Source organism: Massilia eburnea (genome assembly GCF_009720745.1).
GTDB classification, from domain to species: domain Bacteria; phylum Pseudomonadota; class Gammaproteobacteria; order Burkholderiales; family Burkholderiaceae_D; genus Rugamonas; species Rugamonas eburnea.
In genome coordinates, this window is sequence record NZ_WNKX01000002.1 from 87,131 (window position 1) to 108,109 (window position 20,979).

A 20,979-nucleotide genomic window follows, 5' to 3' on the forward strand; every position below is an offset into this window, starting at 1 on the left:
CTTACGTTTTCAATCCAATTGCTTAACCCACCCAAAGGAGACCGCCATGACAAGCGAAGCTATTCGTGATCCGAAGAAGGACGACTTGCTCACCCCTCAAAACTCGGCATTCGTTATCATCGACTACCAGCCGGTGCAAGTGAACTCCATCGCATCGATGGACCGCCAGCTGCTGGTCAATAACATCGTGGGTACCTGCAAGGCTGCCGTGGCTTACGGCCTGCCGATCGTGCACTCCACCGTGAACGTGAAAACTGGCCTGAACAAGCCGCCAATCGGTCAGATTAACAAAGTGCTGGGCGAATTCCCGACCTACGACCGCACCAGCATCAACTCCTGGGAAGACGTGGAATTCCGCAAGGCCGTGGAAGCCACCGGCCGCAAAAAGCTGATCATGACCGCGCTGTGGACCGAGGCCTGCCTGACCTTCCCGGCCCTGGACGCACTGCGCGAAGGCTATGAAGTCTATGTCGTGGCTGACGCCGTCGGCGGCACTTCGGTGACCGCCCACGAAATGGCGCTGCGCCGCATCGAGCAGGCGGGCGGCAAGATGATCAGCGTGGCACAGCTGTTTTGCGAACTGCAGCGCGACTGGCAGCGCAGGGATACCGTGCCAGCCTTCATGAACCTGTTCATCGAAACCGGCGGCACCGCCGGCCTGCAGTTCAGCTACGACCGTACTTAATCGAAGCCTATGACCTCATCGCCAGGCTGCGCCTCGCAGCCTGCGCCCAAGGGCTGCCAGCCGCGCCGGATCACGATGTGGCTGGTGTTGTAGCAAAGCTCGACGCGCCGCGCCTGCGGCGCTTCACGTTGGACAAAATGTTCAATTGAATCTGGCAGGCTGACCCGCATGGTACGCGCGCTCAGGTCTTCATCCGGATGGTCCAGCACGTGGACCAGCGGCACAAAGTGTGCGGCCAGCACCAGGGCGGCGCCAACGTTGACCGGCTCCGCTTCGTAGTCATGCTCGCGCAGCCAGCGCTGTGCTTCTTCACGTTTTGAAGTTGCCGCGCCCCAGGCACTGGCGATCAGCTCCACCAGCCACTGGTTGCAGTTCTGGTAGCGCGTGCTGTATGCATACGCATTGGCGCTGTATTCGCCGGCCAGCAGCGCCAGCGGGGTTTGCGCATCCAGCGCAGCCGCCTGCAGCGCGTCGCCTTTTTCTTGCGGCAGCATGACCAGCGACAGGTGGCCTTCCGTCGGCTGTTCCGCGCCGAGCACGAATCCAGCCATGCCCTGATCAAAGATGCGCGGGCGTGCTTCGTCGCATGCGTAGTAAAGCTGGCGCACGGACCAGGGGCTGTTGGGATTGGATTTGAGTGCGAGGCCAGCGTGCGAATAACGCAGGCCAAAACGCGCCAGGTCAAGGCCGGCGCGCGATACAACAGCGGCAGTCGCGCCTGAGCGGTCCAGTTCTTCTTTCACGACTGCGCTGAAACGCAGCACGTGGTCCTGCGCCGTCGCCGTCACTTTGGCGGGACGGTCGCAGAATATCATTCCACCAGCCTGCGCTGCGGCATTCACGCCCAGCGCCAGGCAAGCGGCGATCAGATGGCGTGCGAGCGCAGTTCGCGTTGCCATGCGTCGTCCAGGGCCAGGAAGAAGGCCTGGCGGGTGTCGGCGTAGGCAAACTCGTAGCCGTAGGCACGCTCATTCACCTGGACCAGCGAGCCCGCTTGAAGTGCGCGATCGGCCAGTGCAGCTTTCGGCAGATCGAGGAAGAATTCATTGCCCTGGCCTTGCAGCTTCAGGCGGGTCGAACCTGGCTTGCCCGGAGCTTCAGCCACATCGATCACGCGGTACTGGCCCGCAGCCACTTTCTTGTCGTCGCCGCTGGAGCTCTTGCTGGAGCCGGTGATCGAATCAGACACGCTGCCCGAGATATCGGAACCAGCGCTCGAGGCGGAGGAGGCGGAGCTGCCGGCGTGGGCAGGGCTGGCGATGGCGGCAGCCAGCGCGGTCAGCGCAGCGGCGCGGCGCAGGTATTGCATAGACATTAATGGATCTCCGGTTAAAAACGTCGCGAGGATTATACGCGGTGCAGTGCGCGACCCACGCCTTTTCAAGCGGAACGCGGATAGGTGAACACAATGAAATGCGCGAGGTTAAGCAGGAAGTGGGTGGCGATCGGGATCTCGATGCGCCGCGTCCTTGAATACAGCAGCGCGTAGCCCAGTCCCGCCAGGCTGGCGAGCGCGGCAAACTGCCAGCCGCCGCCCAGGTGCGCCGCCCCGAACAGCAGGCCGGAGACAGTGGCCGCCATGGTTTCGCCGAAGCGCGCGAGCTGGCCCTGGATCACGCCGCGGAAGAAGGCCTCCTCCGCCACGCAGACAAACAGCAGGTTGACAACGGCGAACATTGGCAGGAATGGCGACAGCTTGAAATCGGGATGAACCAATCCAATCGCCCAGCCTGCGCCTAACACTCCGCAGACGAGCGCTGCTGACAATGGCGCTTGCGATCGCCACGCGGAGGCAAAATCCCGCCAGGTGCTGGCGCGCCGGCAGAAGAACACCAGCAGCACAAGTCCTGCCACGCCTTTGTCAAAATTCGCGTACATGGTGTACGGGGCTGAATCGGGAGATAGCCGGACATCCTTCAGCAACAGCGGATTGTCAAATCCTGGTACGGCGTGCAGTGCGAGCCCAAATGCCAGCAGCAGCGCTAATACCGTGAAGCACGCTCGCACGACGGCGTTGCCGTGACTGGTCGCAAGCCATGCGAACGCCAGCAAGGCGGCAATGCTGGCTCCGGCGCTCGGGTGAACCACGCCTGCGGCCAAGCCGGCACTGACCGCGAGTCCGAGCAGGACCAGCCAGAGGTGGCGCAGGGATGGTGGCCGTTGAATGTGCGGTGCCGCCGCCAGACCGGCGGTCGCGATCGAAAGGCCAAGAAAGCCAAACGGCAGGCAAGCCAGCGCGGATATCGCTTGCATTGCCCCGGTCACGCGAACTTGGAGAAGTCAGGTTTGCGTTTTTCGAAGAAGGCAGTAAAGGCTTCCTTGGCCTCAGCGCCGCTCAGCATGGCGCCGAACTGCGCGCTTTCCACATCGATGTGGGCTTTCAGCGCTTCGCGGCCGGCCTTCATCAGGCGCTTGGTCTGGCGGATCGATTCGGCCGGCAGCGCGACCAGCTTGGCCGCTTGCGCCTGCGCGTGCGCCAGTACCTGGTCGGCCGGCAGCAGCTTGGAAATCAGGCCCATGTCGTAGGCTTCCTGTGCGCTGAACGCTTCGCCCAGCATCAGTTTTTCCGCCGCACGGGCGTGGCCGCCGTTGGCAGGCAGCAGCATGCTGGAGCCAAATTCCGGGCACAGGCCCAGCGCCGCGAATGGCACCGAGAATTTGGCGTTGTCGGCGGCGTACACCAGGTCGCAGTGCATCAGCATGGTGGTGCCGATGCCGATCGCGGCGCCGTTCACCGCCGCTACCACCGGCTTGGTGCTGGCGAACAGGGCTTTCATGAACTTGATTACCGGACGGTCCGAGAACGCGACACCGTCGTTGGCGGCGGTGGTGGTTGCGAAGTCGACCAGGTCGTTGCCGGCGGTGAAAATCTCTGGCTTGCCGGTGATCAGGATGGCACGCACTTCGGCGTCGCTTTCGGCGGCGTTGATGGTGTCGGCCATGGTCTGGTACATGGCGGAGGTGATCGCATTTTTGCGGTCGAGGCGGTCGAATTCGATGGTCAGGATGCCGTTGGCTTTGCTGGTCAGGATTGCCATTGTTCTTTGTCTCCGTTCTTTAAACCGGTAAACCAGTGTCAGACCCGCAGGGTCTGACACCTGCTGCTCACAGGACTGTGGATGTAAAAAAGGCGGGCTTGTGACCCGCCTTCCTGGCTACGTCGTTGCGCGTGGATTATACGCGCTCGATGATGCCTGCTGCGCCCATGCCGGCGCCCACGCACATCGTGACCATGCCGTACTTCAGCTGGTTGCGGCGCAGTGCGTGCACGACGGTCGCAGCGCGGATCGCGCCGGTTGCGCCCAGTGGGTGGCCCAGGGCGATTGCGCCGCCCATCGGGTTCACTTTGCTGGTGTCCAGGTTCAGGTCGCGGATCACGGCCAGGGCCTGGGCGGCGAACGCTTCGTTCAGCTCGATCCAGTCCAACTGGTCCTGGGTGATGCCGGCAGCGGCGCAAGCGGCTGGGATGGCGACCTTAGGACCGATGCCCATGATTTCCGGTGGCACGCCGCGCACGGCGAACGAAGAGAACTTGGCCAGCGGGGTCAGGTTGTGTTCCTTCAGGATCTTTTCGGAGACCACGATCAGCGCGCCGGCGCCGTCGGACATCTGCGAGGAGGTCGCGGCGGTCACGGTGCCCTTGGCGGCGAACACTGGCTTCAGCTTGGCCATGCCTTCCATGGAGGCGTCGGCGCGCGCGCCTTCGTCGGTATCCACGGTGCGCTTGACAACCTTGATCTCGCCGGTGCGCAGGTCAGGAGTGCGGGTGATGATTTCGACCGGGGTGGTCTCGTCCTTGAAGAAGCCGGCTTGCTGGGCGGCGATCGCCTTGCGGTGCGATTCCAGGCCGAATGCGTCCTGGTCTTCGCGGGAGATCTTCCACTGCTGCGCCACTTTCTCGGCGGTCAGGCCCATGCCGTAGGCCAGGCCCACGTTCTCGTCCTTGAAGGTGTCCATATTGATCGATGGGTGGTGGCCCATCATCGGCACCATCGACATCGATTCCACGCCGCCGGCGATCATCACGTCGGCTTCGCCAACGCGGATGCGGTCCGCCGCCATGGCCAGGGCGGTGATGCCCGAAGCGCAGTAACGGTTGATGGTCACGCCGCCCACGGTGTTCGGCAGGCCCGCCAGCACCACGGAATTACGGGCGATGTTGAAGCCCTGCTCTGCTTCCGGGAAGGAGCAGCCGACGATGGCGTCGACGATCAGTGCAGGATCCAGGTTAGGCACGGCAGCCATGGCGCCCTTGATGGCGGCGACCAGCAGGTCGTCCGGGCGGGTCTTGCTGAACATGCCGCGCGGTGCTTTACCGATCGGGGTGCGGGTAGCGGCGACGATGTATGCGTCTTGGAGTTGTTTGCTCATTTTTAAGCTTTCCAGTATCTGTGTTCGTTAGCGTTTGGCGGAGAGGTACCAGTCCACCTGTACTTGTGCTGCCAGCGTGCCGTGTTCGTCGAAGATGTCGACGTTGACCGGGAACGCTACTTTTCCTTCATCCTTCAGCTGTGCGCGGATCGCGGCCAGGTCGCCCGGTACCTTGCCGGAGGCGCGCGTCGCGCCCTTGGCTACTTTCTGGTACTGGATGCGCGACTCCTTGGCGACCGGGCGCATGTCCATGATCAGGTCGGCGAAGCCGCCTGCCATGGCCGCGCCGGACGCCGTTTCGGCCAGCGTGAAGATCGCACCTGCATGCGGCGTGCCGAGGTGGTTGTGCAGCTTGCCGTCGTCCGGCATCGACACTTCGGCCGTACCAGCGCCGATGCTGTCGATACGGATGCCGAGCAGGCGCACGAACGGCAGCGACTCCGTCATGTGCTTTTTGATTTGCTCATAGACCATGCCAGGTTTCACTCGAAGTAAAAGTTTGAAGGCCAGCGACAGGATGGACATTTGCTCTTAGTTGCGTACCGGCTTACCGGTCTGCAGCATGCCCATGATGCGCTCTTGCGACTTAGGATGGTTCAGCAATTCCAGGAAGGCCTTGCGTTCCATATCCAGCAGCCACTGCTCGCTCACCACGCTGCCCTGGTCGATGTCGCCGCCGGACACGATCTCGGCGATCATGTCGCCCAGCTTGTAGTCGTGCGCGGAGATGAAGCCGCCATCGCGCATATTGACCAGCTGGCCGCGGATGGTGCCCCAGCCGTAACGGCCGGTTACCGGCACTGGGCGCTGGATCGGAGCGCGGTAGCCTGCGTCAGCCATCGCACGTGCAGTGGTCTTCGCCACGTGCAGCAGTTCGTAGGCGTTGAACACGATGATGTCGTCTTCCTTCAGGTAGCCCATGGCCTTCGCTTCCAGCGCGGACTTCGAAACGTTCGCGGTTGCAGCGTTGGTAAAGCCGGTCTTCAGGAATTGCAGGATGTCGTTGCCTTTGGCTTCGCGGGCAGCACGTACCGCCGCTTCTTTCAGGCCGCCGCCGCCAGGGATCAGGCCAACGCCCACTTCCACCAGGCCGATGTAGGATTCCAGGGCCGCTACGCGCTTGGATGCGTGCAGCGCCATTTCGCAGCCGCCGCCCAGGGCGATGCCGGCAACAGCCGCCACCACTGGCACGTTGGAATACTTCATCGACATGAAGGTGTCTTGCAGTTCCTTGATGATCGGGTCGACTGCTTTCGCGCCGCCGGCCATGAAGGCTGGCAGGGCTTCCTGCAGGTCGGCGCCGGCCGAGAAGGCGCCGCCTTCGGCTGCGTCGGTGTTCCAGATCACCAGGCCCTTGAAGTTCTTTTCAGCTTCGGCCAGGCCGCGCTGGATGCCGCCGATCACGCCTTTGCCGATCACGTGCATCTTGGTCTTCAGCGACAGGATCAGGACGTCGTCGCCGGTGTGCCACAGGCGTACGGATTCGTCTTCGTGCACGGTCACGCCGGCAGTCTTAGGATCGGCGCCGCCGCCGCCCACTACAGGAGCGCGGAATTCCTGGCGCTTGTACACAGCCAGGTCGGAACGCGGGGTGTAGGACTTGGTCGCCGGCGAGAACGAGCCATCAGGGGTATGCACGCCCTGCTCGCCCACTTTGCCTTCGAAGACCCACGCTGGCAGCGGTGCATTGCACAGCGCCTTGCCTGCTTCGATGTCTTCCTTGACCCACTGTGCAACCTGGCCCCAGCCGGCTGCTTGCCAGGTTTCGAACGGACCAACGTTCCAGCCGAAGCCCCAGCGCATGGCGAAGTCGATGTCGCGTGCGTTGTCGGCGATCGATTCCAGGTGGATCGCGATGTAGTGGAAAGCGTCGCGGAAGATCGCCCACAGGAACTGGCCTTGCGGGTTGGTCGAATCGCGCAGCGCCTTCATCTTCTTGACCGGATCCTTTTCTTTCAGGATGCGGGCGATGATGTCGTCTGCCTTCTTGCCGCCGGCGACGTATTCACCGGTCGCTGCGTCCAGGCGCATGATGTCCTTGCCGACCTTCTTGTAGAAGCCGGCGCCGGATTTCTGGCCCAGGGCGCCCTTGGCGACCAGGCCGGACAGCACGGCTGGCGTCTTGTACAGCGCTGCGAACGGATCGTTCGGCAGGTTGTCTTCCATGGTCTTGATCACGTGGCCCATGGTGTCCAGGCCAACCACGTCGGCGGTACGGAAGGTACCGGACTTGGCGCGGCCCAGCTTGGCGCCGGTCAGGTCGTCCACCACGTCGACGGACAGGCCGAACTTCTCGGCTTCGTGAATGATGGCCAGGATGCCGAACACGCCAACGCGGTTGGCGATGAAGTTCGGGGTGTCCTTGGCACGTACCACGCCCTTGCCCAGGGTCGAGGTCATGAAGGTTTCCAGCTGGTCCAGGATCTCCGGCTTGGTGGAGGTGGTCGGGATCAGTTCCACCAGGTGCATGTAGCGTGGCGGGTTGAAGAAGTGCACGCCGCAGAAGCGCGCCTTCAGTTCGTCGTCGAAGCCTTCAGCCAGTTTGTTGATCGACAGGCCGGAGGTGTTCGATGCGAAGATCGCGTTCTGGGCGATGTGCGGAGCGACCTTCTTGTACAGGTCGTGCTTCCAGTCCATGCGCTCGGCGATGGCTTCGATGATCAGGTCGCAGCCGGCCAGCAAGTCCAGGTTGTCTTCGTAGTTGGCGACCTGGATCAGTTCCGCGTCAGCCTTGTCGCCGAACGGCGCAGGCGACAGCTTCTTCAGGTTCTCGATGGCTTTCAGGACGATGCCGTTTTTAGGCGTGCCTTCTTTGCCCGGCAGGTCGAACAGAACGACTGGTACCTTGGCGTTGACGCAGTGGGCAGCAATCTGCGCGCCCATCACGCCGGCGCCCAGCACCGCTACTTTTTTCACGTTGAAGTTGCTCATGTTTTTCCTTTAATTAGAACAGGTCAGCATCCAGGGCCATCAGGTTGGCAGCGCCGGAACGCGCCTGGCGGATCAGGGTTGCGGTTTCTGGGTACAGGCGGCCGAAGTAGAAGCGGATGGTTGCCAGCTTCGAGGTGTAGAACTTGTCGCCCGACGCTTCTTTTTCCAGGGCGATCTTCGCCATTTGTGCGAAGAAGTAGGAGTACACCAGGTGGCCCGCTACGCGCAGGTAAGGCACAGCGGCGGCGCCCACTTCGTCCTGGTTCTGGAAGGCTTTCATGCCGATTTCCATGGTCAGCTTGGTCAGCTTCTCGCCCAGGTCGCCCAGCGGAGTGATGAATTCGGACATCGCTTCGTCGGTGCCGTTTTCTTCCACGAAGGCGCGCACTTTCTCGCCGAACTTGCGCAGCTTGGCGCCGTTGTCCATCAGGATCTTACGGCCCAGCAGGTCCAGCGACTGCACGGTGTTGGTGCCTTCGTAAATCAGGTTGATACGCGCGTCGCGCACGTACTGCTCCATACCCCACTCGGAGATGTAGCCGTGGCCGCCGTACACCTGCATCGCATCGGAAGTAGCGATCCATGCGTTGTCGGTGATGAAGGCCTTGATGATCGGAGTCAGCAGGGCCACTTCGTCGCCGGCTTCCTTGCGCACTTCTTCGTCCGGGTGGTGCAGTTCGCGGTCGATCTGCAGCGCCACGTAGGAAGCGAAAGCACGCGCGCCTTCAGCGTAGGCTTTACCGGTCAGCAGCATGCGGCGCACGTCCGGGTGCACGATGATCGGGTCAGCAGGACCGTCCGGGTTCTTCACGCCGGACAGGGAGCGCATTTGCAGGCGGTCTTTTGCGTACACCAGCGCGTTCTGGTAAGCCACTTCGGTCAGGCCCAGGGACTGCACGCCCACGCCCAGGCGGGCGGCGTTCATGAACACGAACATCGCGTTCAGGCCCTTGTTCGGCTGGCCGATGATCCAGCCCTTGGCGCCGTCCAGGTTCATCTGGCAGGTCGAGTTGCCGTGGATGCCCATCTTCTCTTCGATCGCGCCGCAGAAGATCGGATTGCGCTCGCCGATCGAACCGTCGGCGTTAGGGATGAACTTAGGCACCAGGAACAGGGAGATGCCCTTCGAACCTTCAGGAGCGTCCGGCACGCGCGCCAGCACCAGGTGCAGGATGTTTTCGGACATATCGTGTTCGCCGGCCGAGATGAAGATCTTGGCGCCGGTGATGTTCCAGGAACCGTCGGCGTTAGGGATGGCTTTCGAGCGCAGCATGCCCAGGTCGGTGCCGCAGTGCGGCTCGGTCAGGCACATGGTGCCGGTCCATTCGCCGGAAACCAGCTTAGGCAGGTAGGTCGACTTCTGTTCAGGGGTGCCGTGCGCCAGCAGGCACTCGTAGGCGCCGTGCGACAGGCCTGGGTACATGGTCCATGCCTGGTTGGCCGAGTTCAGCATCTCGTAGAACGAGTTGTTCAGGACGATAGGCAGGCCCTGGCCGCCGAATTCAGGATCGCAGGCCAGAGCGGCCCAGCCGCCTTCAACGTACTGCGCATAGGCTTCCTTGAAGCCTTTTGGCGTGGTCACGGTCTTGGCCGCTGCATCGTGGTGGCAGCCTTCGCGGTCGCCCGAGTGGTTCAGCGGGAACAGCACTTCGGAGGTGAACTTGGCGCCCTCTTCCAGCACCTGGTTGATGATGTCCGCGTCGGTGTCGGCGTGGGCAGGCAGCTCTTTCAGCTTCTCTTCCACTTTCAGCAGCTCATGCAGCACGAACTGCATATCACGGATTGGCGCGACGTATTGACCCATTTTTTTCTCCAGAAGGCTAAAAGGTTGTGTTTTTATTGGCTGCTGCGACGCATGCAGCCTTAAGTCGGTTGGTAATCTTCGATCAGTCGGTTGAAGCCCGTGCCGGCCCGGTCCACGCTGCCCGGGGCACGCATGAAACGCGCCTCATGGTGCAGGGCCAGGATCAGGCCATACATCTCGTACACCAGCTGGGAAGCATCGGTATCGGCCCGCAGGTCGCCGTTGTCGATGGCCTGGCGCACGCAACGCAGCAAGGCTGCCTGCCATGCGCCGACCATTGCCAGCAGCTCTTCGCGGATCGGGCCCGGACGGTCGTCGTATTCGACGGCGCCGCTGATATAGATGCAGCCCGAGGCGATTTCCACGCTCACACGTTTGATCCAATTGGCAAACATGGCGCGCAGGCGAGGCAGGCCACGGGCCTCCTTCATCGCCGGATAGAACACTTCCTGCTCGAAACGATGGTGGTACAGCTTCAAAACTTCAATCTGCAAATCTTCCCGCGAGCCGAAGTGGGCGAATACGCCGGACTTACTCATGTTCATCTTATCGGCGAGCAAACCGATCGTGAGGCCTTCGAGGCCGTCACGGCTTGCCAGGTCGAGGGCCACATCAAGGATGGCCGCACGGGTCATTTCGCCTTTGCGCATGAATTTAGTTGGTGTATTTACAATAACGCCGCTCACTTTGGAACCCATCCAGAAAGAAGGAAAAACCTTATTCTCGCTCTAACAGATCGGCCGCTGGTGAAAAGTTTTGCGAACGTTCGTACTATTATCCAGCGTGTGGCGAAAGTCAAACGGCACGACTAGAAGCGCACCTCTATTGTTGCGACGCAACAAATGAAAAAAGGGGACGTACCCCTTTTTTGTTCGCCGGAGGCGAAGAAGACCGTAGAAAAATGGGGTACGTCCCCTTTTTCAATTGTCGGTGGCGCGTTCCCACTGGCGCCGGTCGCGCTTGGTGGGACGGCCCTTGTTGTCGGCGAAGGGCTCGGGAAACAGTTTCTTGCGCTCGATCAAGGCGGCCCGGCGCGCCAGCGATTCCTCGCTTTCCTCATACAGCAGGCGCGCAATCGGCGCTCCTTCCCGCTTACCGGAAATCCCGACCACCAGCACGTCCCATTCGTCCGCGCCATTGTCGATATGCAGGCGCTCGCCCAGCTTTGCATTACGCGATGGCTTGATGCGCTCTCCGCTCGACAGCTTTACCTTGCCTTTGTCGATGGCATCAATGGCCAGCTGGCGCGTCTTGAAGAAGCGCGCCGCCCACAGCCATTTGTCAATTCTGACGTCACTCATGTGTACTTCCCTACTGCAAAAATGCGCATCAGCGTGCGGTAAAAGAAGTACGCGACTTCATAACCGATACGCCGGAAGCGCCCGATGTGTTCAAAGTCCTGGGCGTGGATCGGCTGGCCTTCCGCAATGGCGGCCTCAATCTGCAGGCGCAAGGCACGCGCAAATTCGGCGTCCTTGATCACGACATTGGCTTCCTGGTTGAGGAACAGGCTCAGACCGTCCACATTCGACGAACCGACCGTCGCCCAGTCATCATCGATTACCGCCACCTTGGCGTGCAATTGCGTCTTGTGGTATTCCACCACCTTCACCCCGGCTTGCAGCAGCTTGGCGTAAAAGGAGTGCGCCACCGCGTCCTGCAGCCAGAGTTCGCCGACGCCGATCAGCAGCACCACTTCCACCCCGCGCTGGGCGGTTGCCGCCAACGCGCGGCGGAACTTGCGGCCCGGTGCGAAGTAAGGATTGGCCAGCAGCACGCTCTTCTTCGCCCGCCCCAGCGCCTGCAGGTAGGCGCGCTGGATGGTGCGCCGGTTGCGCAGGTTGTCGCGCACCACAAAGCCGGCCTGCATCGTGCTCTGGCGCGCAATCTTGTTCAGCTTGCGCATTTCGTTGAACAGGGTAATGCGCTTGACGATGTTCATATGGCCCAGGCGGGTCCACTGCGCTTCCGCCTCGGCCTGGATGGACTCGACCAGGGGGCCGCGCACGGCCACGGCAAAATCCCAGCGCGGGGCGGCCAGGGTAATGCGGCGGTCGCGGTCAGAGAACAGGTCGTCGTTGATATTGATGCCGCCGACAAATGCCACCTCGGCATCCACCACGCAAATCTTGCGGTGGGTGCGGGTCACGCCGCGCCGGAACCAGGGGTTGAAGATGCGGTGCTCGATGCCGGCCGCCGTTGCCTCGGCATGCAGGCGGTAGGCCGGCTTGTGGCCGGTGCCAAACCAGTCGGTGATCATGCGCACGGTCACGCCGCGCCTGGCGGCGGCGATCAGCGCGGCCATGACATGCTTGCCCGTCTCGTCCTCGGCAAAGATATAGGTCTCGAAATAAATCTCGGCTTGCGCGGCCTCGATCGCCTCGACCAGCGCCGGGAAATAATCGGTGCCGCAGTGTAGGAGCTTGACTTCGTTATCGGCTAAAAAATCGACGTGACGCATGTGTCAGGAGACCAGTTTCAGGTTCGCCACGATGGGCGCATGATCCGACAGCTTGGCCCACAGCGGGCCATGCAGGACTTCCGCGGATTCTACCTTGAAGCCCCGCACGTAGATGCGGTCCAACCTGAAAAATGGCAAGGCTGCCGGGAAGGTGCGTGCCGGGCGCTGGGCATGCTTGCGCCGCGCCAGGGTACGCACCAGGTCGCCCACCGGATTGCCATGCTTGACCTCGTCAAACACTTCGCGCACCCCGAGTGCGCTCTGCAGTCGGTCCGTCAGCGTGTTGCGCCAGTCGTTGAAATCGCCGGCGATGATGACCGGCTCGCCGTTCGGCGCCGACTCGCGCACCGCCTCGATCAGCATATCGGCCTGCCGCACGCGGCTGCGTTCGAACAGGCCCAGGTGAATCACGTAACAGTGCACCAGCTTGCCTTCCGTTTCCACCACCGAATGCAGGATGCCGCGCGATTCATAGGCATGGTCCGAGATGTCGGTATTGGTCCAGCGCGCAATCGGATATTTGCTGAGCAGCGCATTGCCGTGGTGGCCATGGTCGTACTGCGCATTCAACCCGTACACGGACTGGTGCGATTCGCCGGCAAAGAATTCATGCTGGGCTTTCTTCGGCCAATGACGGTGACCCTGGCTTTCCTCGCCGTAGCGCGCCTCTATCCGGTCGTGCTGGCCCTGCACTTCCTGCAGGAAAACCAGGTCGGCATGAAAAGCCTCAATCGCTTGGCGCAAGGCATGCACCCGGGGGTGGCTGCGGTACGACACGCCCTTGTGGATGTTGTATGTAGCGACACGAATCTTCATGAATTTGATTCTAACCCCAACTGCCCGGCTTGCTGGGTGTCAAAAGTGTCTCGAATTGCATTATAGTCATGCCTCATGAATGAGCGACACACAACCTTCCCTTCCGCCCCGGAGGCTTTCTTCCTGGTGCTATGCGTCTGGGCCCTTGGCTACCTGATGGCATATGCCCTGTACGATGCCCGCCATTGGCTGGGAATGGACGATCTCTACAGCCTGGGTACCATTGCTACGGTACTGACAAACGGCATCATTTTCACCGCCCTGCTCCAATGGAAGAACCTGGGCTACCGTGAACTGTTCAACGCCTCGCCTTCGGCCTCGGCGGCGACCGTCACCCTGGTGGTTCCGCTGGTGCTGCTGGCCACGCCACTCTACCTGCTGGTCATGGGTGGGGTGGAAGACTTGCTGCAGACCGTTTTCCCCATGAATGCGAGCTTGCAGGAAGAATTCAACCTCATGGGCGAAATGCGCTTGCCGCAGATCGTTGCTGCATGCGTGCTGGCGCCCGTGGTCGAGGAAATGCTGTTCCGTGGGATCGTCTTGCGCAGTTTCCTGCAGCAATACGAGCGGCGCTACGCCATCATTGGCTCGGCGGTCGTGTTCGGCTTCGCCCACGGCAATATGTACCAGTTCGTTGGCGCGACTTGTTTCGGCATCGTAGCGGGCTGGCTCTATGAGCGTACCCGCTCCCTGATCCCTTGCATCGCCTTGCACGCCGCCGTGAACACCGGCATCACCTTCTGGCCCGATAGCGGTGCGGCCAGCGCCTCTGTGCCCGGCGTAGCGACCTGGATCCTGGTCGCACTGCCAGCACTGCCCGCCTGCTACGCACTGCGCCGTTTCCTGGCGACGCCTGCACGGTGAGGCTCGCCCGCCTTATGCTCACCGCCCTGCTCGCGGTTTGCACCGCCTCGGCCGGGGCGGCCAGCACCTGCCACGGCACTGTCAACAAGGGCAGCATCGAAGACAGCGTTCAGCTTCCGAGCGAAGGCTCCAACTTTTCCGCCTATAGCGCGCTGGGTGCTGCCATGGGGCGTAACTATGTGCACAGCGAAGTGTCGGCCATCATGCTGGACGCGTATGCAAAGCTCGAGCGCGCAGCACCCGGTGCACTCTATGTATATGGCGAGACCGGCTTCGCACACGGCGGCCGCATCCGCCCCCACCGCACGCATAATAATGGCTTATCGGTAGACTTCTTCGTGCCGGTGCGGGACAAGGCAGGCCAGCCGGCGCGCCTGCCGACGCCACCCACCCAGCGCTTCGGCTATGGCATTGAATTCGACAAGAACGCACGCTACGGCGACTACAGCATCGATTTCGCGGCCATGGCCGAGCACTTGTACCAGCTCGACCAGGCCGCCCGCGCGCGTGGCCACGGCATTGCTCTGGTCATCTTCGACACTGCCTACCTGCCGCGCCTGTTCGATACGCCGCGCGGCGCCGCCCTGAAACAGCTCAATTTCATGAAGGGGAAGCCTTGGGTCCGGCATGACGAACATTACCACGTCGATTTCGCCATTCCCTGCCTCAATTGACGGCATGCTCCATCGCCATCCGGCCGTATATGAAGATCCAGACGCAAAACTTGAAGCTCACGAAGCTCAGGTAAGCGACCACGGAGGCGCGCAGGAACACGAGCAGCCAATTGCCGCCATAAACCCTGCGCATGGATAGCAGAAGATAGATCGGCAAGGCGGCCACGAAGGCGAGCCATGCATAGTGGGTGAACGTTGAGACGGCCAAGCCGAACAGGGCTGCGGACAGCCAGTGCACCGAAAAGACCAGATGCTCGCCGTAACGCCAACCGGTGCCCATTTGCACAAGTTTGAGCCAGAAGGCCATCACCGGAATCATGAGCAGGGCAACGGTCGGTCCGACCGATAGCCATGATGTCATGAATGACTGCGTTTGCTCGTTGTCGGGCATGCGATAGTAACGCGCGAAATTTTCCGCAAATGCCGGGCTGTTGCGCCGGTAGGTTTCAATGACCAGCTTCTGCAGCGGCTCCATTTTTGCCTCTGCCTCCGCCTGCGATGTTGCTGGATGCGCCGCCGCGCCGTTCGCAGGCATGGCTGTATCCACATGAACAATCAGCTTGATGGCCAGGAAGGCCAGCAGCGAGACGGTCAGCAACAGGCGCAGGGGATCGATGAAACGCGTGCGGCGCCCGCCGATGTACTCAAGCGTCAACTGCCCCGGACGCAACAGCAGGGCCTTCAGCGTCGGCCACAGCCTGCCCTCCGCCGCCACATAATGGCCGATGAAATGGTGGATGAACTCGCGGGCGCTAGCGATGTGCACGTGCGCCTTCTGCCCGCACTGGCCGCAATACGTTTCAGAGACGTCGGCGTGGCAGTTATGGCAGGAGCCGGAGTGCTCGGGACGGACGGTGCTGGCGCGCGGGCCAAGATGGAAAAGCTTTTTCATGCGCAGCATCTTAGCGAGCCGCGCCAATATTAGTCAATTTACAACCTCGTTTTCCTCGGCCGCGGGCGCCATCTGTCGCGGCAGGATCACACGGAAGGTGGTGCCTTTGCCGATTTCGCTGTCGACTTCAATGCGGCCGCCATGCTTCTGCACGATGCTGTAGGAAAGGGACAAACCCAGCCCGGTGCCTTTGCCGACGGGCTTGGTGGTGAAGAAGGGTTCGAAGATGCGGCCCAGGTTTTCCGCCGCGATGCCGCTGCCGGTGTCGCTCACCGACACCGTCACCATCTCGTTCTCATAGCTGGTGCGTACTGTGATGCGGCCGCGATTTTCGATGGCATGGGCAGCGTTGACCAGCAGGTTCATGAACACCTGGTTCAACTGCGACGGGATGCATTCGATCTCCGGCACGCCGCCGTATTCCTTGATCACTTCCGCCTTGTATTTCAGCTCGTTCCACACCACGTTCAGCGTGCTGTCCAGGCCCGTTTCCAGGTTCGCGACCAGCACGTCGCCGCCGCCGACGTGGGAAAAGTCTTTCATGTCCTGCACGATGCGCTTGATGCGGTCCAGTCCATCCATCGATTCGGACAACAGGCTGCCCAGGTCTTCGCGCAGGTAGTCCGCGTCGATTTCCTTGCGCAGCGCATTGAGCTCGCTGCGCTCGCCCTCGGGCAGGTGCTGTTCACGCAGCTCGTAGGCATCGAGCAGGCGCATCAGCGATTGCATATAGCGCTGCAGGCTGCTCAGGTTGGAGTTGACGAAGCCCACCGGGTTGTTGATCTCGTGCGCCACGCCGGCTGCCAGCACGCCAATGGAAGCCATCTTCTCCGACTGCAGCAGCTGGTTCTGCGCTTCGCCCAGCTTGCGGATCAGATCCGCCTGGCGCGCCTTCTCGCTTTCCAGCGTCAGGTTGGCCATCTGCAGCGCCAGGGTGCGCTCATGCACGCGGTTTTCCAGCTGGTCGCGCGATTCGCGCAGCACATGCTCGCTATGTTCGCGCTCAGTGATGTCGAGGAAGCCGAACACGCGGCCGATGATGCGCTCGCCCAGGAACTGCGGGCGCGAACGGCATTCGAACACGCGGCCGTTGTGAAGGTGGAGCTGGTCCAGCTTTTCGTGCGGGTCGCTCACCTGCAGCAAGCGCTCGCGGCATAACTCCTGCTCGGCCACGTTCGCGGTCAGGAATTCCAGGATGGCGCCATCGTTGCCGCTCTTGAGGAAGGCTTCCGGGATATTCCACATCTCGCTGAACTGACGGTTCATGCTGGCGATCTTGTTGTGCCAGTCGATCACCAGGATGCCGTTGCCGGTCGCCTCCAGCGTGGTGCGCAACTGGGACAGGGTTTGCTCCAGCACGTCCTCCACCTTGCGCTCGTGGCGCGCATCGCGGGCCAGGATCAGGATCAGCCAACGCTCCTGGTGGCGCAGCACGCGCAGCGATTTCATGACCATGATCTGCGTGCCATCGGCGCGCTGGTATTCGCCCTCCTGTGCATCGATATCCTGGAAGTGGCCGCTGCGCACGTCCTCCCAGTAGAACACGTCCTGCAGCGAGCTTTCGATATCGGTGATCAGCATCTCCATCATCTGCGGCGCCGTGTAGCCAAGCACCTGCTCCGCCACCTTGTTGGCGACGATGATGCGCAAGTCGGAAGGGTCGACCAGCAGCATCATATGCGGGCTGTGGTCAAGCATCAGCTGGCGCAATTCGGAGCGAAGTTCGGAGCTCACCCGGCCGCTCCCTGACCCGGCTTGGTGGCGTCGAAGTAATAGCTGACCCGCTTGCGCGGGCTAAGGTAGGCGTAGATCTCTTTCGGTACTTGCGAAGGTTTGATGGCGCGCACGATGTTCAGGTCGGCTTCGCGTTCCATGTCGACCATGATGGCGTCTTCGCGCGGCACTCCGGCCTCGTAGACTACCAGCTCCGGCTTGTTCGGCTTTTCGGTGTTGATGGTAGCGACCATGCCGGTGGCGCCGTTCGACAGCTGCACGATCGTGCCAGGTGGGTAGACCCCCAGGCAGCGGATGAAGACCTGCAGCAGCTTGGGATCGAACTTGCCGCGGTTCTTGGCGAACATCAGCGAGAGCGCTTCGTGCGGAGTCAGGCCGGGGGTTCCGTTGACCGGATTGCACAGGCGGTCGTAGTAATTGGCGATGCACACGATACGCGCCAGCACCCCGATCTCCTCGCCCTTCAGGTGGCGCGGATAGCCGCTGCCGTCGAACATTTCATGGTGGTCGCGCACGATGGCAACCGCAGCGGCCGGGAACTTGAGCTGGTGCCCCATCTCCGTGCCGACCGCGCAGTGCGTCTCGTACAGGTTTTGCTCGGAGTGGGTCCACGCCTCAGTCTTGGTCAGCACGCGGTCGGGGATGTTGCGCACGCCAATGTCATGGAACATGGCGCCCACCCCCATCGGCCCGGCCACCTCGCGCGGCAGCTTGATGTCGCGCGCGATCATCATCGACAGCATGGTGACGTTGAGCGAATGCAGGTAGATTTCTTCGCCGCCGGTACGGTCGCCCATGACGTGGATCGCCAGTTCAGGCGCACTCAGGATGGAGTCGGCGATCTTGCCGATCATCTCGCTGGCTTTCTGCAGGTTCTCGGCCGGGCGCGCGAAAATGCTCTTTTCCATGTCCTTCATGGCGCGCGCGGTATCGATGAAGGCGTGCTCGATGCGGGCGGCGTTCTCGCGCTGCTGGCGCATGCGCTCCATCATGGCACGCTTGACGGCGAGTTCTGGTGATTCCGGCGCAGGCGGCGGAGGTGGCGCAGCCGCAGCAATCGCCTGCGCCTGGGCGCTCAGCGCGATCGGCTGCACGTCGCTCATGGATGGGTCGATGCGGATCTTGTGCAAGCCCAGGCTGCGCAGCTGGTGGATCTGCTCCTGCGACTTGATCTTGAAATGGCTGAAAGCGAATGGGTGCTCGAACCACTTCAGGTCGAGGTGGACGTATAAGCCGACTTGCAGCTGCTCCAGCAGGATATCCTGGGTCTCCGGCATGGCTTGCGCCCCTTAGCGTGTCAGTCGATGTCCGATTATAGCCAAACGCGGGACGAACGATTAACGAGCAATATGCTAGTTACAGGTGCTGCGGCAGCTGCAGGATGGCTTCGGCGTTGGACGGGGAAAAGCAGCGGTCGGCGGCTTCGAGATAAGGCAGCCAGACGTGGGCGGTGTGCTCGCGTGGGCTGAGCATGACGGGGATCCCGCGCGGCACCTGCACGCTGAAGATGTGCTCGAGGTTGTGCGTCACGCCGGGTTCGTAGCGGTGGCGCCAGACGGGGTAGATTTCGTAGATGTTCTGCAGGCCCCAGTCGCGCAGCACGATGGTCTTGCCGTCGGCGACGATGCCGGTTTCTTCGAACAGCTCGCGGGTGGCGGTGGTGAGCAGCGGTTCATCGAGGGCGTCTTTCGAGCCGGTGACGGATTGCCAGTAGCCGGGATTGCCGGCGCGCTCGATCAGGAGCACTTCCAGGTCGGCGGTGTGGATCACCACCAGGACGGATTCTGGGATTTTGTAGGGCTTCATGCTTAAACCCGGTAAATCTGGGTCAGACGGGACGGCCATCCGGCAAGGGTCTGACCCTGTCTGCGGCGCTGTCAGTGGAGTGTCAGACCCTTGGGTCTGACACTGCCTTACCGGGTTTTAGCCGGCCACTTTCGGCTCAGCCGCACGCAGGCGAATATGCAGCTCGCGCAGCTGCTTCTCGTCCACTGGCGAAGGCGCGTGAGTCAGCAAGCACTGTGCACGCTGGGTCTTAGGGAAAGCGATCACGTCGCGGATCGAGTCGGACTTGGTCATCAGGGTCACGATACGATCCAGGCCGAACGCCAGGCCGCCGTGCGGAGGCGCGCCGTACTGCAGCGCGTCCAGCAGGAAGCCGAACTTCTCGCGTGCTTCCTCGGCACCGATCTTCAGCGCACGGAACACCTTCGACTGCACTTCTTCGCGGTGGATACGGATCGAGCCGCCGCCCAGTTCCCAGCCGTTCAGCACCATGTCGTAGGCCTTGGCGATACATGCACCTGGATTGGTCTCCAGCATGTCTTCGTGGCCGTCTTTCGGCGAAGTGAACGGGTGGTGGGTTGCGGTCCAGCGGTCTTCTTCTTCGTCGTATTCGAACATCGGGAAGTCGATCACCCACAGCGGCGCCCACACGTCGTTGAACAGGCCGTTGGCCTTGCCGAACTCCGAGTGGCCGATCTTCACGCGCAGCGCGCCGATCGCGTCGTTCACAACCTTCGCCTTGTCTGCGCCGAAGAAGATCAGGTCGCCGTCTTGCGCGCCGGTGCGCTCCAGGATGGTGTTCAGGGTCGCGTCGTCCAGCGACTTGACGATTGGCGACTGCAGGCCATCGCGGCCCTTGGCCTTTTCATTGACCTTGATGTAAGCCAGGCCCTTGGCGCCGTAGATGGCGACGAACTGGGTGTAGGCATCGATCTCGGAACGCGACATGGCGCCGCCGTTCGGCACGCGCATGCCGACCACGCGGCCGTTCTTCATGTTGGCCGCGCTGGAGAAGATCTTCGACTCGACGTTGGTCATGATGTCGGTCAGTTCGGTGAACTGCATGTTCACGCGCATGTCCGGCTTGTCCGAACCGTACTTGCCCATGGCTTCCGCGAAGTCCATCACAGGGAATGGGTTTGGCAGTTCCACGTCCATGGTGTTCTTGAACACGTTGCGGATCATGGTTTCGAACAGGTCACGGATCTCCTGCTCGTTCAGGAACGAGGTTTCACAGTCGATCTGGGTGAATTCCGGCTGGCGGTCAGCGCGCAGGTCTTCGTCGCGGAAGCACTTGGTGATCTGGTAGTAGCGGTCGAAGTTGGCGACCATCAGCAGCTGCTTGAACAGCTGCGGGGATTGTGGCAGCGCGAAGAATTCGTGCGCGTTCACGCGGGATGGCACCAGGTAGTCGCGCGCGCCTTCCGGGGTGGACTTGGTCAGTACCGGAGTTTCGATATCGATGAAGCCCAGGTTGTCCAGGTACTTGCGCACTTCCATCGACACCTTGTAGCGCAGGCGCAGGTTGTTCTGCATCTGTGGACGGCGCAGGTCCAGCACGCGGTGGGTCAGGCGGGTGGTTTCGGACAGGTTGTCGTCGTCCAGCTGGAATGGAACAGGCACGGAGGCGTTCAGCACTTCCACTTTGGCGGCAACGACTTCGATCTTGCCCGACTTCAGGTTGTTGTTGACGGTGCCGGCCAGGCGGTCTTTCACGGTGCCGGTGACGCGCAGGCAGTACTCGTTACGCACGGATTCGGCGACGGAGAACACTTCCGCCTGGTCCGGGTTGCAGACCACCTGCACCAGGCCTTCGCGGTCGCGCAGGTCGATGAAGATCACACCGCCGTGGTCGCGGCGACGATGCACCCAGCCGCACAGGCTGACGGTTTGGCCTACGAGGGCTTCGGTAACGAGGCCGCAGTATTCGGTACGCATGGAGGACATATTGATTCTCAGTTT

At 61.8% G+C, this 20,979-nt stretch carries 20 protein-coding genes; 3 read left to right on the top strand and 17 right to left on the bottom strand.

Annotated features, from left to right (window positions below; translation table 11 throughout):
- The first annotated feature begins 46 nt into the window (after positions 1-46).
- Positions 47-685: a hydrolase gene (locus GM658_RS02860; RefSeq protein ID WP_155452516.1), complete on the top strand. Its 639-nt coding sequence runs from the start codon at positions 47-49 to the stop codon at positions 683-685.
- Here the strand turns inward: GM658_RS02860 and GM658_RS02865 are convergent.
- The 12 genes from GM658_RS02865 to GM658_RS02920 form a co-directional block, all read right to left on the bottom strand.
- A complete protein-coding gene (locus GM658_RS02865) occupies positions 682-1,584 on the bottom strand; it encodes a DUF2145 domain-containing protein (RefSeq protein ID WP_155452517.1) in 903 nt (300 codons plus the stop codon). The two genes, GM658_RS02860 and GM658_RS02865, sit on opposite strands and share 4 nt — an antisense overlap.
- Positions 1,551-2,000, bottom strand: a complete 450-nt coding sequence (locus GM658_RS02870; RefSeq protein WP_229416735.1) for a hypothetical protein — start codon at positions 1,998-2,000, stop codon at positions 1,551-1,553. The genes GM658_RS02865 and GM658_RS02870 overlap by 34 nt, the downstream gene beginning before the upstream one ends.
- Positions 2,001-2,065: 65 nt before the next feature.
- Positions 2,066-2,938, bottom strand: coding sequence for a CPBP family intramembrane glutamic endopeptidase (locus tag GM658_RS02875; RefSeq protein ID WP_155452518.1), 873 nt, complete (start codon positions 2,936-2,938; stop codon positions 2,066-2,068).
- Between the two features lie 8 nt (positions 2,939-2,946).
- The gene (locus tag GM658_RS02880; RefSeq protein ID WP_155452519.1) at positions 2,947-3,723 is read right to left on the bottom strand and encodes an enoyl-CoA hydratase; all 777 of its coding nucleotides are present in this window, start codon (positions 3,721-3,723) and stop codon (positions 2,947-2,949) included.
- Between the two features lie 136 nt (positions 3,724-3,859).
- Positions 3,860-5,056 carry an acetyl-CoA C-acyltransferase gene (locus tag GM658_RS02885; protein ID WP_155452520.1) on the bottom strand — a complete coding sequence of 399 codons (1,197 nt, stop codon included), beginning with the start codon at positions 5,054-5,056 and terminating at the stop codon, positions 3,860-3,862.
- 27 nt (positions 5,057-5,083) lie between these two features.
- Positions 5,084-5,581, bottom strand: a complete 498-nt coding sequence (locus tag GM658_RS02890; protein WP_267874949.1) for a PaaI family thioesterase — start codon at positions 5,579-5,581, stop codon at positions 5,084-5,086.
- Positions 5,582-5,587: 6 nt separating this feature from the next.
- On the bottom strand, positions 5,588-7,987 hold the full coding sequence (locus GM658_RS02895) for a 3-hydroxyacyl-CoA dehydrogenase/enoyl-CoA hydratase family protein (RefSeq protein WP_155452521.1): 2,400 nt from the start codon (positions 7,985-7,987) through the stop codon (positions 5,588-5,590).
- A 13-nt stretch (positions 7,988-8,000) separates the two neighbouring features.
- On the bottom strand, positions 8,001-9,791 hold the full coding sequence (locus GM658_RS02900; RefSeq protein WP_155452522.1) for an acyl-CoA dehydrogenase C-terminal domain-containing protein: 1,791 nt from the start codon (positions 9,789-9,791) through the stop codon (positions 8,001-8,003).
- Positions 9,792-9,850: 59 nt separating this feature from the next.
- Positions 9,851-10,441, bottom strand: coding sequence for a TetR/AcrR family transcriptional regulator (locus GM658_RS02905; protein WP_155452523.1), 591 nt, complete (start codon positions 10,439-10,441; stop codon positions 9,851-9,853).
- Positions 10,442-10,711: 270 nt separating this feature from the next.
- Positions 10,712-11,092: an RNA-binding S4 domain-containing protein gene (locus tag GM658_RS02910; protein ID WP_155452524.1), complete on the bottom strand. Its 381-nt coding sequence runs from the start codon at positions 11,090-11,092 to the stop codon at positions 10,712-10,714.
- The gene (gene clsB, locus GM658_RS02915; RefSeq protein ID WP_155452525.1) at positions 11,089-12,252 is read right to left on the bottom strand and encodes a cardiolipin synthase ClsB; all 1,164 of its coding nucleotides are present in this window, start codon (positions 12,250-12,252) and stop codon (positions 11,089-11,091) included. The genes GM658_RS02910 and clsB overlap by 4 nt, the downstream gene beginning before the upstream one ends.
- 3 nt (positions 12,253-12,255) lie before the next feature.
- Positions 12,256-13,068: an endonuclease/exonuclease/phosphatase family protein gene (locus GM658_RS02920; RefSeq protein ID WP_155452526.1), complete on the bottom strand. Its 813-nt coding sequence runs from the start codon at positions 13,066-13,068 to the stop codon at positions 12,256-12,258.
- A 75-nt stretch (positions 13,069-13,143) separates the two neighbouring features.
- Here GM658_RS02920 and GM658_RS02925 point away from each other — a divergent pair, with 75 nt between their 5' ends.
- Both GM658_RS02925 and GM658_RS02930 read left to right on the top strand, forming a co-directional pair.
- The gene (locus GM658_RS02925; protein ID WP_155452527.1) at positions 13,144-13,932 is read left to right on the top strand and encodes a CPBP family intramembrane glutamic endopeptidase; all 789 of its coding nucleotides are present in this window, start codon (positions 13,144-13,146) and stop codon (positions 13,930-13,932) included.
- A gap of 14 nt (positions 13,933-13,946) precedes the next feature.
- Positions 13,947-14,606 carry a penicillin-insensitive murein endopeptidase gene (locus GM658_RS02930; protein WP_155452528.1) on the top strand — a complete coding sequence of 220 codons (660 nt, stop codon included), beginning with the start codon at positions 13,947-13,949 and terminating at the stop codon, positions 14,604-14,606.
- On the opposite strand, the gene GM658_RS02935 is transcribed toward GM658_RS02930, so the two are convergent.
- The 5 genes from GM658_RS02935 to aspS all read right to left on the bottom strand — a co-directional run bounded on the left by GM658_RS02935 (position 14,599) and on the right by aspS (position 20,955).
- Positions 14,599-15,498, bottom strand: a complete 900-nt coding sequence (locus tag GM658_RS02935) for a DUF3667 domain-containing protein (protein ID WP_155452529.1) — start codon at positions 15,496-15,498, stop codon at positions 14,599-14,601. The two genes, GM658_RS02930 and GM658_RS02935, sit on opposite strands and share 8 nt — an antisense overlap.
- 33 nt (positions 15,499-15,531) lie before the next feature.
- Entirely contained in the window at positions 15,532-17,232 is a 1,701-nt protein-coding gene (locus GM658_RS02940) for a PAS domain-containing sensor histidine kinase (RefSeq protein ID WP_371865020.1), read from the bottom strand.
- A complete protein-coding gene (locus GM658_RS02945) occupies positions 17,229-18,509 on the bottom strand; it encodes an HD-GYP domain-containing protein (protein WP_155452530.1) in 1,281 nt (426 codons plus the stop codon). Before GM658_RS02945 ends, GM658_RS02940 begins: the two co-directional genes overlap by 4 nt.
- A gap of 79 nt (positions 18,510-18,588) precedes the next feature.
- The gene (nudB, locus tag GM658_RS02950; protein ID WP_155452531.1) at positions 18,589-19,038 is read right to left on the bottom strand and encodes a dihydroneopterin triphosphate diphosphatase; all 450 of its coding nucleotides are present in this window, start codon (positions 19,036-19,038) and stop codon (positions 18,589-18,591) included.
- Between the two features lie 117 nt (positions 19,039-19,155).
- Positions 19,156-20,955: an aspartate--tRNA ligase gene (aspS, locus tag GM658_RS02955; protein WP_211841805.1), complete on the bottom strand. Its 1,800-nt coding sequence runs from the start codon at positions 20,953-20,955 to the stop codon at positions 19,156-19,158.
- Between the last annotated feature and the right edge of the window lie 24 nt (positions 20,956-20,979).

Excerpts from the sequence above, each read along its gene's own strand:
- GM658_RS02860 (WP_155452516.1), top strand. The coding sequence starts at position 47 with ATGACAAGCGAAGCTATTCGTGATCCGAAGAAGGACGACTTGCTCACC.
- GM658_RS02865 (WP_155452517.1), bottom strand. The coding sequence starts at position 1,584 with ATGGCAACGCGAACTGCGCTCGCACGCCATCTGATCGCCGCTTGCCTG.
- GM658_RS02870 (WP_229416735.1), bottom strand. The coding sequence starts at position 2,000 with ATGTCTATGCAATACCTGCGCCGCGCCGCTGCGCTGACCGCGCTGGCT.
- GM658_RS02875 (WP_155452518.1), bottom strand. The coding sequence starts at position 2,938 with ATGCAAGCGATATCCGCGCTGGCTTGCCTGCCGTTTGGCTTTCTTGGC.
- GM658_RS02880 (WP_155452519.1), bottom strand. The coding sequence starts at position 3,723 with ATGGCAATCCTGACCAGCAAAGCCAACGGCATCCTGACCATCGAATTC.
- GM658_RS02885 (WP_155452520.1), bottom strand. The coding sequence starts at position 5,056 with ATGAGCAAACAACTCCAAGACGCATACATCGTCGCCGCTACCCGCACC.
- GM658_RS02890 (WP_267874949.1), bottom strand. The coding sequence starts at position 5,581 with ATGTCCATCCTGTCGCTGGCCTTCAAACTTTTACTTCGAGTGAAACCT.
- GM658_RS02895 (WP_155452521.1), bottom strand. The coding sequence starts at position 7,987 with ATGAGCAACTTCAACGTGAAAAAAGTAGCGGTGCTGGGCGCCGGCGTG.
- GM658_RS02900 (WP_155452522.1), bottom strand. The coding sequence starts at position 9,791 with ATGGGTCAATACGTCGCGCCAATCCGTGATATGCAGTTCGTGCTGCAT.
- GM658_RS02905 (WP_155452523.1), bottom strand. The coding sequence starts at position 10,441 with ATGCGCAAAGGCGAAATGACCCGTGCGGCCATCCTTGATGTGGCCCTC.
- GM658_RS02910 (WP_155452524.1), bottom strand. The coding sequence starts at position 11,092 with ATGAGTGACGTCAGAATTGACAAATGGCTGTGGGCGGCGCGCTTCTTC.
- clsB (WP_155452525.1), bottom strand. The coding sequence starts at position 12,252 with ATGCGTCACGTCGATTTTTTAGCCGATAACGAAGTCAAGCTCCTACAC.
- GM658_RS02920 (WP_155452526.1), bottom strand. The coding sequence starts at position 13,068 with ATGAAGATTCGTGTCGCTACATACAACATCCACAAGGGCGTGTCGTAC.
- GM658_RS02925 (WP_155452527.1), top strand. The coding sequence starts at position 13,144 with ATGAATGAGCGACACACAACCTTCCCTTCCGCCCCGGAGGCTTTCTTC.
- GM658_RS02930 (WP_155452528.1), top strand. The coding sequence starts at position 13,947 with ATGCTCACCGCCCTGCTCGCGGTTTGCACCGCCTCGGCCGGGGCGGCC.
- GM658_RS02935 (WP_155452529.1), bottom strand. The coding sequence starts at position 15,498 with ATGAAAAAGCTTTTCCATCTTGGCCCGCGCGCCAGCACCGTCCGTCCC.
- GM658_RS02945 (WP_155452530.1), bottom strand. The coding sequence starts at position 18,509 with ATGCCGGAGACCCAGGATATCCTGCTGGAGCAGCTGCAAGTCGGCTTA.
- nudB (WP_155452531.1), bottom strand. The coding sequence starts at position 19,038 with ATGAAGCCCTACAAAATCCCAGAATCCGTCCTGGTGGTGATCCACACC.
- aspS (WP_211841805.1), bottom strand. The coding sequence starts at position 20,955 with ATGCGTACCGAATACTGCGGCCTCGTTACCGAAGCCCTCGTAGGCCAA.